The sequence below is a fragment of the Paeniglutamicibacter sp. GQ140 genome, assembly GCF_059759235.1.
In genome coordinates, this window is sequence record NZ_JCAXDW010000006.1 from 1 (window position 1) to 13,820 (window position 13,820).

General features: G+C 70.2%; 7 protein-coding genes. 4 read left to right on the forward strand and 3 right to left on the reverse strand.

The features are described from left to right. The 4 genes from AC6CHY_RS10095 to AC6CHY_RS10110 form a co-directional block, all read left to right on the forward strand. Positions 1-1,312, forward strand: a 1,312-nt coding sequence (locus tag AC6CHY_RS10095) for a M23 family metallopeptidase (protein ID WP_498226623.1), incomplete at its 5' end; no start/stop codon positions are given. Between the two features lie 154 nt (positions 1,313-1,466). After that, on the forward strand, positions 1,467-2,489 hold the full coding sequence (gene fbaA / locus AC6CHY_RS10100) for a class II fructose-bisphosphate aldolase (RefSeq protein WP_217388887.1): 1,023 nt from the start codon (positions 1,467-1,469) through the stop codon (positions 2,487-2,489). A 2-nt stretch (positions 2,490-2,491) separates the two neighbouring features. Next, entirely contained in the window at positions 2,492-2,911 is a 420-nt protein-coding gene (locus tag AC6CHY_RS10105) for a DUF3151 domain-containing protein (RefSeq protein WP_217388886.1), read from the forward strand. A gap of 99 nt (positions 2,912-3,010) precedes the next feature. Continuing rightward, complete coding sequence (locus AC6CHY_RS10110) at positions 3,011-4,984, forward strand: serine/threonine-protein kinase (RefSeq protein WP_498226624.1); 1,974 nt, start codon at positions 3,011-3,013, stop codon at positions 4,982-4,984. A 25-nt stretch (positions 4,985-5,009) separates the two neighbouring features. On the opposite strand, the gene AC6CHY_RS10115 is transcribed toward AC6CHY_RS10110, so the two are convergent. From AC6CHY_RS10115 to AC6CHY_RS10125, 3 genes are read right to left on the reverse strand one after another with little or no spacing between them, the layout of a single operon-like run. Continuing rightward, positions 5,010-9,317, reverse strand: coding sequence for a type VII secretion EssC family protein (locus AC6CHY_RS10115; RefSeq protein WP_498226625.1), 4,308 nt, complete (start codon positions 9,315-9,317; stop codon positions 5,010-5,012). A gap of 32 nt (positions 9,318-9,349) precedes the next feature. Next, entirely contained in the window at positions 9,350-10,684 is a 1,335-nt protein-coding gene (locus tag AC6CHY_RS10120; RefSeq protein WP_217388883.1) for a type 1 periplasmic-binding domain-containing protein, read from the reverse strand. Then, positions 10,681-13,713, reverse strand: a complete 3,033-nt coding sequence (locus AC6CHY_RS10125; RefSeq protein WP_217388882.1) for a hypothetical protein — start codon at positions 13,711-13,713, stop codon at positions 10,681-10,683. The genes AC6CHY_RS10120 and AC6CHY_RS10125 overlap by 4 nt, the downstream gene beginning before the upstream one ends. Positions 13,714-13,820 lie beyond the last annotated feature (107 nt).

Here is a 13,820-nt window from a genome sequence, read left to right on the forward strand (position 1 = left end):
ACTGAGCGGGACCACGGGCAACTCGACCGGCTGCCACGTGCACTTCGAGGTCATCATCAACGGCCGCTGGAACGACCCGCGAAACTTCCTGCCGCCGGTCGCTGGACAACCGAATCCGAAGATCGACTCGCGCTACACCACGATTGCGGCGGAGCCGATCCGCAACAGCGAGGCGCCTCACTGGCATGCGACCGGCGCGGGGGACGTTCCGGACCACTGGGTACCGGCGCCAAGGTCCTACGTTTCCAAGGGCGCGCCAAGCAGGCACGTGCCGAGCGCAAAACCTAAGGCCAATCCACAGCAAGCGCCGGCAACGAAGCCAAAGCCGGCACCACAGGTCAAGGAGCAGCCAAGCGCCAAGCCGGCACCACAGGTCAAGGAACAGCCGACCGCCAAGCCAACTCCGCCGCCAAAGGTTGAGCCCAAGCCCGCGCCGACCACGACGAGCCCGGCACCGAGCAGGCCGCCGGTGACCAAGCCGCCGGTGCCTAAGACTCCGTCGCGGGCACCGGCGGACTCGTCACCGAATCCGACAAGTCCGGAACCCAACGAGCCGCCGACGCCCACGGTCCCGGAGCCGATCGAGGTCCCGACTTTGCCGGTACCCGATGTCGAGGAACCTTCAACGGATCCGGCGAATCCTCCGGCCACCCCCGACGACGAGCCGCAATCGCCTGAGCAAGTGGCCCCCGAGCCGCCCGACGCCGATGACGATGCTCCTGTCCAGGAGCCGCAGGCGGACACAGGGAACGGGGACTCGATCCCGCGGGAAACCGACAGCGATTCGCAGGCAACGCAAGAGAAGCCGGCGGTCCAGTTGCCGAAGGTGTTGCCGCTGGCTCAACCCAAGGTCGTTGAAGTAGAGTCCATGGCCAAGCCGAAGACCGTTGCGGTACCGGCACCCCAGGCGCTCGCCCCGAAGAAGGCCGTGGCCAAGCCGAAGGCCGTTGCGGTACCGGCACCCAAAGCGCTCGCCCCGAAGAAAGTCGTGGCCAAGCCGAAGGCCATCGCGCCATCGGCGCCCAAGGCGGTGGCCCCGAAGAAGGTCTTCGCGCCACCGGTACCCAAGGTGGTAGCCAAGCCGAAGGCCGTTCGGCCGCCGGCGCCCAAGGCCCCGGTTGTGAAGGCCCCGCCGGCACCCGTCAAGATGGTGGCAGCGCCGGCACCGGTCAAGAAGGTGGCAGCGCCGGCACCGGTCAAGAAGATCGTGGTTGCCAAGCCCAAGGTCGTTGAGCCGGCTGCCAAGCCGGCGGCCCCGACCACGGGCCAAGCGGCCGCCGCTGTGGGGAGCGCGAGCGACACGGACAAGTAGAAGGCAAGCCAAGGGCGCCGCGAACCGGCGCCCTTGGCATGTCCCCGGCCGGGGCCTTGCGTCATCCCGTAAGCGATCCAGCACACATGTAGATAGGATGGAGGCAGCCAACGAGGTCTACTCCCCACAATTCCTTATCTACACAGGAGTCAGTATGCCCATCGCAACCCCGGAACAGTACAACGCCATGATTGATTCTGCGAAGGCCGGCGGCTACGCCTTCCCCGCAGTCAACGTGACGTCGTCGCAAACCCTGAACGCCGCCATTCGCGGCTTCGCGGAAGCCGAATCCGACGGAATCATTCAGGTGTCCACCGGTGGCGCAGCCTACTGGTCGGGTGCCTCTGTCAAGAACATGGTGACCGGTTCGCTGGCCTTCGCTGCCTTCGCGCGCGAGGTCGCCAAGAGCTACGGCGTGAACATCGCCCTGCACACCGACCACTGCCCGGCCGACAAGCTCGATGAATTCGTGCTGCCGCTGCTGGCAGCCTCGGAGGCCGAGGTCGCCGCCGGCCGCAACCCGTACTTCAACTCGCACATGTGGGACGGCTCCGCCGAGACCCTCGAGGAGAACCTGCGCATCGCCGCCGAGCTGCTGCCGCGCACCGCCGCGGCCAAGCAGATCCTCGAGGTCGAGATCGGCGCCGTGGGCGGCGAAGAGGACGGCGTGGAAAACGCCATCAACGACAAGCTGTACTCCACCGTCGAGGACGCCATGGCCACCATCGAGGCCCTGGGTGCCGGCGAAAACGGCCGTTACATCACCGCACTGACCTTCGGCAACGTGCACGGCGTGTACAAGCCGGGCAACGTGAAGCTGCGCCCGGAGATCCTCAAGGACATCCAGGCGCAGGTCGGGCAGAAAATCGGCAAGGCCAACCCGTTCGACCTGGTCTTCCACGGCGGCTCGGGTTCCTCCGACAAGGAGATCGCCGACGCGGTGTCCTACGGCGTCATCAAGATGAACATCGACACCGACACCCAGTACGCCTTCACCCGCCCGGTTGCAGGCCACATGCTCTCCAACTACGACGGCGTGCTGAAGATCGACGGCGAGGTCGGCAACAAGAAGACCTATGACCCGCGTGTCTGGGGCGCCGCCGCCGAGGCCTCGATGGCCGCCCGCATCGTCGAGGCTGCAAACCAGCTTGGTTCCGCCGGAAAGGCACTGAAGTAAACATGGCAGATCTTGGAGCAAACCTGCTCGGCATCCCGGAAACCCTGTTGCCTGAGGAAACCGAGGTCAAGTCGCGGCTGGAGGCCGGGGACGAAGCGGTGGACATCGCCGCGGCCTTCCCGGCATCCTCGCTGGGCTGGGCACTGCTGGCCAACGAGGCACATGCCGAGGGCCGTTTCGTGGAGTCCTACGCCTACTCCCGCGTCGGCTACCACCGCGGACTCGATGCCCTGCGCAAGGCCGGCTGGCGCGGCCAGGGCCCGGTGCCCTGGGCGCACGAGCCCAACCGCGGCTTCCTGCGTTCGCTCTATGCGCTGCAGCGTGCAGCCGCAGCCATCGGCGAGGCCGAGGAAGTCGAGCGCATTGGCCGCTTCCTCAACGACTCGGACCCGCTCGCGGCGGCAGCGCTCGAAGCCGAGTAATCCCGTCGGGCCGCCTTAGGCCCCGCTGGCAATTGTTCGTGCCGACCCCCGGGTCCGGCACGAACAATTGCTGCTTAACCAAGGAGCAGGCAAAGAAGAATGGCAAACGTGCAGCCCGGTGACGCGCTTGGCGCCTCCTACCGCTTCGTCGAGCCCCTCGGCTCCGGTGCGGTGGGCGAGGTTTGGCGGGTCAGCGCGATCTCGGGCGGTCCCGACCTCGCGGCCAAGGTGCTGCGCCCGGAACACGCGCACGACCCCGCCCTCGTTGAACGCTTCGTGAAGGAACGCTCGGTGCTGCTGGGGTTGCGGCACCCGAACATCGTCGCGGTCAGGGACCTCGTGGTCGAGGGCGAACGGCTCGCGATCCTCATGGACCTCGTGCCGGGCGGGTCGTTGCGCGACCTGCTCCAGGAGCGCCGCACGCTGCCCGCCGCCGACGCCCTGGCCATCTGCGCCGAGATGCTCGACGCCATCGCGTACGCGCACACCCGCAACACCACGCACCGGGACATCAAGCCCGACAACGTGCTGCTCACCGAGCCCTGGGCTCCGGGGCTCACCGGGGCGGTGCGCGTCTCGGACTTCGGCATCGCCTCGGTCATGCACGAACGGGCCCGGCACACCACCGGCATGGTCGGCACCCCCGCCTACATGCCGCCCGAACTGCTCAGCACCGGCGAGGTGGGGCCCGCCGCCGACCTCTACGCCACCGGCATCATGCTCTACGAGCTGCTCTCCGGGCGGACCCCGTTCGCCGGGACCGGCACCGATTTCACCCTCGCCTACCGCCACGTGACCACCATTCCGCCGCGGCTGGAGGTGCCCGACGAGGTGTGGGAGGCGGTCGAAGCGCTGCTGGGCAAGGACCCGCGGCAACGGCCCGGCGCCCCCGAGGCCGCGGCGCGGCTGCGCCGCCTGGCTGCCCGGTACGCCGACCTGCCGGCCCTGCCGGTTGCCGCCGAACCGGAGGCGTTTGCGCCCCTCGAGCGTCCGGCGACGGTGCTGCGCGGCGTGGGAACGACGCCGGATGCCGGGCCCGCACCGGCACCGGACTCCGGGTTCCCGGCCTCCGCCCTTCCCGACCTGGGAGAGGCCGCCCAGCACACGGTGGTGCGCTCTATGCCGCGGCCCGAGCTGCGCCCCCGGTCCCGGCCGGCACCGGAGCCGGTGCGCGCCGGCTGGCGGCCGACCTGGCTGACCGGCAAGGCCATCGCGTTGATCGCCGGCGGGCTCGTGGCGGCGGTTGCGATTGTCTTCGGGGCCATGGCGCTGGCAAAGCCCGACGCCCCGGCCGCGGCGCCGGCCGCCGATTCCACCGCAAGCCAGCAGGACGCCCCGCTGCCCAGCGGCCTGTCCATCGCCCGCAGCGCCCAATACGACGCGCAGGCCAAGGAAGTGCGGCTGACCATCACCTATGCGGCGCAGAAGGCGCCGCTGGCCGGGCCGTTCCTCGAGGTGCTCCCCGGCGCTTCCGCAGCGGCCTCCTGCCCGCCGGCGACCTGGGAGAAGGTCGCGGCAACACGCAACCAGCCGAGCCTGACGGGCATTTCCGCGGCATGCGGCTGGAGCCTTGGCGGGATCACCGTCCCGGCCAAGGGCAGCGTGGAGGCCAGCGCGAAGATCCCGGTGGAGCTGGTGGGCGAGGACGCCCTGGAGCAGTGGCTGCAGGGCGCGGCCGCGGCAACCACCGCCGCGGTGGCCGACCCCGCAGCCGGCGGCTCCGCGTACCCGGTGCAGCGCCTGCGGGACATCCAGGTCGTCACCCCGGCGCGCACGGTCAGCCAGACGGCCCTGCCGGTGACGCTGGTGCCGGTGTGGCCGGGCGGGCCGGACGTGCTGAACCCGCTGTACACCTCCCCGTCCACGGGCAAGGCCTCGGCGATGCTCGCCGCGGTGGCCGGGGGCGAGAAGGGCGTGCGGTTCTCCGACGGCTGCTCAGGTTCCCTGGCGGTCTCCGCCGACGGGCTGGTGGTCACCGCCCTGTCGGTCTCCCCGAGCTGCATCCTGCGGGCAGGGGTCGGCAACTTCACCGACCTGGCCAGCGACCCCTTCGGCATCACCACCCGCGAGTAGCCGCCCGTCGCCGGGCGGCGGCGGTTCAGGCGCCGGCCGCGGCGCCCGGGCCCATGGCCTGGATGAAGGTCGGCACCCCGCCGACGCAGAGGTAGCCGCGGCCCGGGGTCACCGCCACCGGTGCGCGGCGCGGCAGGGTCACGCCCAGCAGCTCGCCGTCGTAGTCGACGTCGGGAACCAGCAGCACGCCGCAGCGCGACTTGCGCAGCGTCTTGGTCCAGTGCGCGTAGAGACCCCGCAGGTCCGCCGAGCGGCCCGCGGCGATCACGCAGACCTGAGCCGAGGAGGCCAGCAGGTTGGCCAGGGCCTGGTCGGAGTCCTCGAAGCGCTCCGCGTCGTCGACCAGCAGCACCACCGGCCCGCGCTCGAGCCGGATCGAGGCGAGCAGCGCCGGCAGGTCCTCCGCGCCCACCGCCACCTTGTCCAGGTCGGCGTTCGCCAGCGGGGAGCGCCTGTCGCAGGCGCCCCAGACAGCAACAGGTTGCCCGCTGGCGGCGGCCGAGCCGCGGATCGACTCGGCCAGCGCCAGCAGCAGCGTCGACTTGCCCGAGCGCGCGGGCCCGGAGACCAGCACGTGCTCGCCCTCGTAGACCTCCAGCACACCCGGGGCCAGGTCCTCCTCGCGCAACCCGACCGGGAAGCGCCACGGCTCGCCGTCAAGCTGCGCCGGCACGCCGAGCTGCCCGACGGTGAGCTCCTCGGGCAGCCGGCCGATGGCAGCGGGCTTCGGTTCGGCACCGGGCCAGCGCGCGGCCACGGTGGCCACCGCGGTGGGAAGGTCGGTGCCGGGCGTGGCCACGTGCATCTGGCGCAGCGAGCCGGCGTCCACGCAGCGGCCGGGGACCGCGGCGGGGATGTTGGACCCGCGCACGCCCAGGGCCGAGTAGTCGTAGGGGTCCGCGAGCCGGTAGAGCCACTTCTGGATGGTGACCTCGTCGATGGCCGAGGGCACCGCCTTGGCGCGGGTAGTGGACACGGCAAAGTACAGGCCCAGGGCCGGCCCGTCGGCGTAGGCGCGGTTCAGGGCGTCCAGCAGCCCCTGGCCGTCGTAGTCCTGGAACTCGTCGCGCAGCGTGGCAAGCCCGTCGATGAGCACCAGCGTCTCCTTGCGGGCCCCCGGATCCGCGCGCCGGCGCGCCAGCTCGGTGCGCAGGTGGCGCAGGAAGCGGGCCTGCTGCTCCCGGGCGCCCGGCCCGGTGCCCACGTAGGCGCTCGTGTGCGGCAGCGCGGCCAGCGGGGCCAGGGCGCGCGAACCGGTGTCAAGCACCAGCAGGTCAAGTTCCCGCGGGTCCTTGGCGGCCGCGGCGGCCAGGGCCAGGGAGGCCAGCGTGGTGCTGGTGCCCGATCCGGCGATGCCCAGCAGCAGCAGGTTGCCCTTGGCCAGATCCCAGCCGCCCGGGGTCTGGCGCTGGGCCTCCGGCTCGTCCCTCAGCGCCACCTCGATGCGGTGCCCGTTCACCGCCCCCACGAGCGGCACCTCCGAGGCGCGGTGGGCGGGTCCGCCGGCGGGGTCCGGGGCGTCGAAGCCGGCGAGCCTGACGCGCTCGCCCAGCGCGACGGGCCAGACCGGCCGCGGCACCCCGAAGCCCGCGGCCTGGTGGGCTTCGGTGATGGCCTCGATGAGCTCGTCGAGGTCGCTGGCGTCCGACTCGGCGCCCGGGGCGGGGGCCCGGGGCGGGCGCGGGAGCCCGAAGTGCCCGGTCTCCTCGACCACCAGCTCGGTGGCGGAGGCGCGGGAGGCGCGCCCGGTGACCAGCGCGGTCTGCACCGGGGTGATCTCGTCCTGCCCCAGCTTGATGTAGGCCCGCCCGGTCTGCGCCCGGGTGATGCCGGCGGCCGCCGGCACGCCGATGACGTTGGAGGAATCCTCGCGGCTTTGGACGCGCAGGGCCACCCGCAGGTTGGTGTTGGCCAGGATGTCGTCGTTGACCACGCCGGCGGGGCGCTGGGTCGCCAGGATCATGTGCACGCCCAGGGTTCGCCCCACGGCCGCGACGGAGACCAGCGAGGAGAGCACCTCGGGGAAGTCCTTGGCGAGCATCGCGAACTCGTCGACCACCAGGAGCAGCCGCGGCATGGGCTCTTCCGGGTTGGTGGCCAGGTAGGCGTCGAGGTTGTCGATGTCCTCCCCGGCGGCGGCGAAGATCCGTTGGCGGCGGGCCATTTCCGCCTCGAGGGAGCGCAGCGCGCGGTCCGCCAGCTGCTCGTCGAGGTTGGAGATGGTGCCGATGGTGTGCGGCAGCGCCTCGCAGGCGGCGAACGCGGCGCCGCCCTTGAAGTCGATGAGGATGAAGTTCAGCCTGGTGGCGTCGTTGCGGGCAGCGAGCCCGGCGACAAGCGAGCGCAGGAACTCGCTCTTGCCCGAACCGGTGGTGCCGCCGACCAGCCCGTGCGGCCCGTCCTTGACCAGGTCAAGGGACATCGGCCCGGACTCGGAGGTGCCGATCGGGGCGGAGAACCCCTTGGCCTTGGCCCACGCCGCGCGGATCGACGCGGCATCGGGGGAGGGCATGGAAGGCAGCTCGGGCAGCCGGACCAGGGAGGGCAGCGCCGCGCCGGGCACCACCAGCTCCGGGTCGTCGAAGCGCGCCAGGTCCATGGCGCAGCGCTCGGCGGCCTCGATGCCGATGCCCGCCAGCACCACGTCGCCCACGTCAGTGAGTGCGCCGAGGTCGTGCACCGACGCCGCGGCGTCCGCCCCCACGGTGATGACGGTGGTGCAGGCGGCGGGCAGCTGCTGCTCGGAGGCGGCAATCACGATGCCCGAGACCCGCGGTCCCTGCCCGGGGCCGCGCCCGCCCAGCCCGGGGACCGAGCGGCCGTGGCCCAACAGCTCGCGCGCCGGGGCGTCGCGGCCCTCGGTGAGCACCTCGGAGTCCAGCACCAGCAGCGTGGTGCCGCCGGCCGAATCGTCGATGCCCTCGCGCAGGGCGCGGAGCAGGGCGGCGCTGCGCCGGCGGTCGTCCGAGAGCCAGCGTTCGGAGGTGCCGGTGCCGAGCCGGCGGGTGTGCGGCAGCCAGGAGGCCCAGGCCCATTCCTCGTGGCGCCCGCGGTCGCAGAACACCGCGACGGACAGGTCGGCGGGCCCGGCATGCACGGCGGCCTGGACGAGCAGGGAGCGGGCCAGGGCCAGGGCCCCGGCGCGGTCCCCGACGATGCCGACGACGCCGGCGTCGGTGAGGTCCACCAGCAAGGGGGCCGCGGGGATCCGGCTGGCAGCCAGTGCCTCGCGCACCAGGGGGTCGGGCACCGGGGCGGAGCGGTCATCGAGCCCCGGCGCCCAGGGCACGTCGCCAATCCCTGCATTCAGCGCCAGGAAACCCTTGGAACCGGCCCTGCGCTGCCACAGCCCGGTCGTGGGCAGCGCGGCGATGCGCATGGCGGTGGCGGGGTCGGGGATTTCGGCGTGGCGGCGCGTGGCCTGGGCGGCTGCGGCCTCGGCGATCTCGGCGGAGAAGTCGGCCAGGGCGGCGGTGAACCGCTCGTCCTCTTCCTTGAGGTTCTTGGCGCGGCGGTGCTTCTGCTCGAACCACATGCCCACGGCCATGACCGGGCTCAGTGCGGCGAACATCGCAAAGCGGGCATCGCCGAGCATCATCACCATGGCCCCGGCCAGCAGCAGCGGGGCCAGCACCGTGATGTAGCTGAACTTGGAGGCCGGCGGGACGTCCTTGCGCACCGGCGGGGACAAGGGGTCGGGTTCCGGCGGGTTTCCCGGGCGCGGGGGCCGGTTGAAGGGCGCGGTGGCGGCGGGGGTGAGGTTGTGCAGGGAGCCGGGTTCCGGGGCGCGGTTCTCCGTGATCTCCGGGCGCAGCAGCACCGTCGTCCCGCCCATGATCAGGGTGGCCGGGGAGGTGAGAAGCACGCCGTCGGCGTCGACAGGCTCCCCGGCGAGCAGCGTGCCGTTGGTCGATCCCGCGTCCCTGACGCGCACGCCGCCGTCCTCGAGCTCGAGGCTTGCATGGTTCCAGGAGGCGCTTTCGGTTCCCAGCACCAGGTCCGCCTGCGGGGAGCGGCCGATGAGCAGCGGCCGGTGCGCCGGCAGCGGAACGAGGTCCCCGGCCTCCAGCCCGCCGGAGAGCGTGGCGCTCCAGCCGCGCACCGGTTCCGGGCGCGGGAGGGGAGCCAGGGAAATGGTGCTGCCCTCCAGCAGCAGCAACTCCTCCAGCGGGGTGTCGGCGGGCACCGCGGCGGCGTCCACGTACAGCGTGGAGCCCGGTGCCGGGACGCTGCCGCCGGCGGCGGCGACGAGTTGCGCGAGCGTCGTGCCGGGAGCGAAGCTGCCCAGCTCCCGGTCAAGTCGCTGGCCATCCAGCCGGATCAGCACGCGCACCGCGCGCTCCTTTCGTCGTCGGGCAGTGGGGGTCAGTCGGCGGAGGGGCGGGCGAACCAGGAGGCGGTCGCGCCGTCGCCGGTGGCCGTGGGGCGCAGTCCCAGGTCCTGCGCCGAGAAGTGCAGCACCACCGGGTCCCCGTCCATGGCGTCGGGTCGGGTGAAGTCAAGTGCGGGACCGGCGATGCCGTCGGCAGGGCCCGGCTTCAGCGTACCCAGTGCCTTGGCCACCTTGGCCGGGTCGTTGCTCCCGGCGGTTGACACCGCGCGCACCAGGGCCACCACGGCGTCGTGGCTGCGCGAGTCGGCGGCATTCGCGACCTCGCTGAAGGCCATGTCGCCGGTGAGGTTCTTGGCTTCCTTGTCCTGCGCCAGGACGCGCAGGCCGGCCAGGAATCCGGACATGGCGCGGCCGGAGTCATCCGGGCGCAGGGCCGCGGCGTCGCCCGCGTTGGCGCCGACGGTGGAGAGCCGGCCCGAGACGGTGCCGCCGGCCTGTGCGAGCCCGGAGGCGAACGCGGGGCTGGTGGCCCCGGGCGTCAGCACCAGGGGGACCGTGACCTTGGCGGATTGCAGCGCGTGCACCACGGTTGCCTGCTGGGTCGGGTTGCCGGAGAGCAGGATGGCATCGGCGGGGTCCGCCACCGGGGTGCGGCCGGGCGTGCCGTCGGCCTTCGCCGGTTCCGCCACGCCGGTGCGGCGGGCGACATCGGCCGCGAGCTCTTCCGGATCGGCACCCGGAGCGAAGGAGATGCTCGAGTCGACGTCCACGGAGTCCGGGGCGCCGCCCCCGGCATCGATGAGCAGCGGGCGCTTTGCGCCCGCCAGGGCGGCTGCCAGCGCCTTGGACACCTGTGCCCCGGTCGGTGCGGTGCGCCAGGCCGCGCCCTCGGCCTCGATCTTGCCGTCGTAGTAGGGCAGGATCACCGGGACCCCTGCGTCGGCGGCGGCCTCGAGTGCTCCGTCCACCTGCTCGCCGTCGGTGGCCACGATGATTCCGGCAACGCCCTCGGAAACCAGCTTTTCCACGGCCTTGCGGGCGCCCTCGGCGGTTCCGCGGTCATCTGCGGTGGATAGCGCGATGGGCGTTCCCGAAAGGGTGAAGCGGTGTGCGGCAACGGCAGCGCCCTGCGCCGCATCCTTCCACGCGGCGCCGGAACCGGACCCGAGCGTCACCACGACGCCGAGCCTGGTGTCGGCCGGGACGTTGGCGGCGGAGAGCGCCACCGGGACGCCCGCCTCCACCGGATCGCCCTTGGCCGCATCGGCCGGGCGGAACAGGAAGACCGACAGCGCAATGATCGCGGCGACTGCCACGACCACCACGCCTGCCGAAATGAGGTTTCGGCGGGTGGCGAGGGAACTCATTTGGCACTTCCCAGACGGAAGGAGTACAGCGTCTGGGTCGCGGTGCCCGCCGGCACCTCAAGGTGGAAGGTCGGCAGTGCCGACACCGCCTCGAGGGAGGCCTTGAACTGCGCCTGGCGCAGCAGGATCCCTGCAACGTCCTCGGCCCGCACGTTCGCGTAGCCCTGGGCGTTCTTGGTGGCCAGCGCCAGCTGGTAGTCGGCCGTGTCGGCCTTTGCAGCGCTGGTGGCCATCGATCCGAGCAGGCCGGACCCGTTGACCTTGCGGTCGCCTAGGTCGAGCATGACCTTGGAAAGTCCGGCAGCCAGAAGCTTCGAGGCGCCCTCGACATCCCGCGTCGAGGCTCCGGTGCTCTGCGCGATGCCCTCGAGCGAGGCGGCGGTCTGCTTGCTGACTGCCTCGGTCAAGCCGGCATCCTGCTTGGCAAGTTCGTCGTGCTGCTTGTCAACCGTGGTCTTGGCGTTGGCTTCCACGTCGGCGGCCGTCGAGGACAAACCGGCGACCGAGCGGTCGAATGCCTTCACGACTGCATCGCTGCCCTCCGCGCCCTGGGCGGAGACGACGCGAATCTGGCTGTTGATCAGCGCGGTGACCTCTTCGGTCATCGCCATCTGGGTGTTCTCGAAGGCCTGCGTGATGCCTGATTCGAGTGTGTCCTGCTGCTTCTGCAGGGTCAGGAGCGCCTCACCCATGGAGTCCCGGCTTGCTTTGGCATCATCCACGGTCCTGCGAAGTACTTCGATTTCGTCTCGGAGGCTGCCGCCGACTTTCAACGTGCCGTCTAGTTCTTCAACCTTGGTGCTGACGGCTTCAAGGCTCTCTGTCAGGCTCGAATTGGATTTGTCGATCGCATCGTACACGGGGCCGTCCGAGACTGGTTCGGTGGCCAGCTTTGCAACTTTTTCCCACGCCGCGACTTGCGTCGCTGCATGACGCTCGGTACGGGCGTCCCATGTCGCGGTCTCATTATCGGCCCATTTTGTCCACGCTTCGGTTTGCTCAGTAGCCTGATCGTCTAGGTCATCGGCTAAGTTTTGCATCCGTTCGTGTAGTGGCTCAGGGTCCTTCGCGAGGTCCTCAAAAGTTTCGGGGTCCGTGCCGCGGCACGGAATCGAGGTCAGGTATGACCGAAGCTCCTCGATGTCCTCACGCGAGGGAGCCTTGTCGATGTCCGCTTCGGATGGCGAGCTCTCAGCGTCGGCATCCGCGGGTATCAGGTCGCACATTTCGGCTGCAAGGTTGTCATTTTGCTTGGTCATTGAGTCGAGCGTGTTCGTGTGTTCAATTGGCTCGTAGACCCATGGATTTTTCAGATTCAACGGAAAGTTCTGGTCCTCGACGAGCTTGATCGTTTCTGTAGCGATCGTATTGATCTTCTCGTTTTTAGCCCGCTCGTCCGTGACCAGGTTGTCGATTGCCGTTTTCAGTTCATCAACTGGAAATTCAACGTTCTTGACTGTGTCCCTAAGTTCCTGGAATGCAACCTTGGTAGCCTTGGCTTCTTGTTCCTTGTTGGCATCGCCAGTGGCCGCCGCCTCGTCCAAAGCGTCGACTTTTAGGGCAAGCTCGTCGATTCCGTCGGAAAGGAGCCGGTGCTGTGCCCGCGCGCCGGTGATGACCTCGGGCTGAAGCGTTGCGACCAGCTTGTCGCCCTGGTCCACAAGCTTCAGCAGGGCACCGGTCACGGTGATCGAGGACGCGTGGAACGCGCAGGTCAGGGATGCCACGGTGCAGTTCTCGGCGTTGGGCTCAGAGGGGCCAACGGTCTTCTGCAGCGCGGTGGCAACTTCGTCGCGGCAGCCTGCGGTCGAGCGGGCGTAGCCGTCCAGCTGGGCGGACATCAGCACGAGGCTGGAGTAGACGGTCGCGGTTTCGCCAGCGGGTGCAACGATTGCGGCGCAGCCGTTGCCCTTGATCGTCGCCTTCGGCACGCCGACCGAGGTGTCGCCCAGCATGGCGTCGACGGTGTTGACGGTCTGGGAGAGCTGCGCGAGCGTCGTGGTCTCGGCCCCGGTGACGGTGGAATCCAGGTCGGTCTTGAGCGAGCCGAGCTGGTCCTTCAGGCCGCTAAGGGTTCCGGCCAGCGAGTCGCTGCTCTCCTTCAGGTGGGCGGCGGTACTGACGCCCAGGGTCTTCGAGGTGCTCTCGAGGTTGCCGCGCACGTCGGTGATGGTGGAACCCGCGCGGCTTAGCACGTCGTTGACTTCGGCGATGAGGTCGATGGTGCGCCGTTGCAGGGCGAGCTCGGAGGTGGGGCTGGTGTCGAACGCGGAGGCCAGCACTCCATCGACCGAGAGGTCGGTGGACATGCCCGGTTGGACGGCCAGATCGATGCTCGGAGCGGCGAATTCGGTGACGTCGGCGACCAGGCGCATGGTGGTGCTGGCACCCGTGGCCGGAGGGGCGAGGAGAGTTGCCCACTGGATGACGGCCTCGCCTTCGGGAGAGGCGCTGATGATGCCGTTGGTCCCGGCGGAGCCGGGCCCGGATTCGCCCACGATGTTGCCGGGGGAGACGCCGGAGAGCACCGTCGAGGCGGCGATCGTCATCGGAGCACCCACGAGTACCGGTTCGGTGCGTGACTGGCCTGCCACATCGAAGGTCACGTCGCGCGGGGCCACCGTCAGGTTTTCCACGGTCAAACCGATCTCGACCCGGCCGGTGTAGCCGGCCAGCTCCTCCAGGTTGGTGCCCGTCTTCTCCGCGGTGCGGTACTGCGCGCTCACCCGGACGGGAAGGTCGTTGGCGACCTCGCCCGGAACATAGGCGGTATCGGCGCTCGAGGATTCTCCCGTGGTGTCGTCCACGGAGATGGCTGTCCCGTTGACCGCCGAGATCGATCCGTTGGAGGCAAGGGCCACGTTCACCGACTGCAGCACGCGCGACGGCGTGCCGACGACGTTGGGTGCGTTGGTGCACGAGGCCGTGAATGCCACGGCGGCCACCGTCAGGATCGCGCCTGCAGTTCGGACCAGCTTCGAGCTCGGTGTTCGTGCGGCGTTCGTCTTACGTGGTCGTGTGCTGGCCACTTGCTCCCCTTCGTGATTCAAATTCCTATTGAATAATAGGCGGTACACCGTCCGAATCGATAAACCTGCGCCGTGGCGAAACCCGATCGCCGACATGTCGTTAACTG

Bases quoted from the DNA above. Each gene is read 5' to 3' on its own strand.
- AC6CHY_RS10110 (WP_498226624.1), top strand. From the start codon at position 3,011: ATGGCAAACGTGCAGCCCGGTGACGCGCTTGGCGCCTCCTACCGCTTC.
- AC6CHY_RS10105 (WP_217388886.1), top strand. From the start codon at position 2,492: ATGGCAGATCTTGGAGCAAACCTGCTCGGCATCCCGGAAACCCTGTTG.
- AC6CHY_RS10120 (WP_217388883.1), bottom strand. From the start codon at position 10,684: ATGAGTTCCCTCGCCACCCGCCGAAACCTCATTTCGGCAGGCGTGGTG.
- fbaA (WP_217388887.1), top strand. From the start codon at position 1,467: ATGCCCATCGCAACCCCGGAACAGTACAACGCCATGATTGATTCTGCG.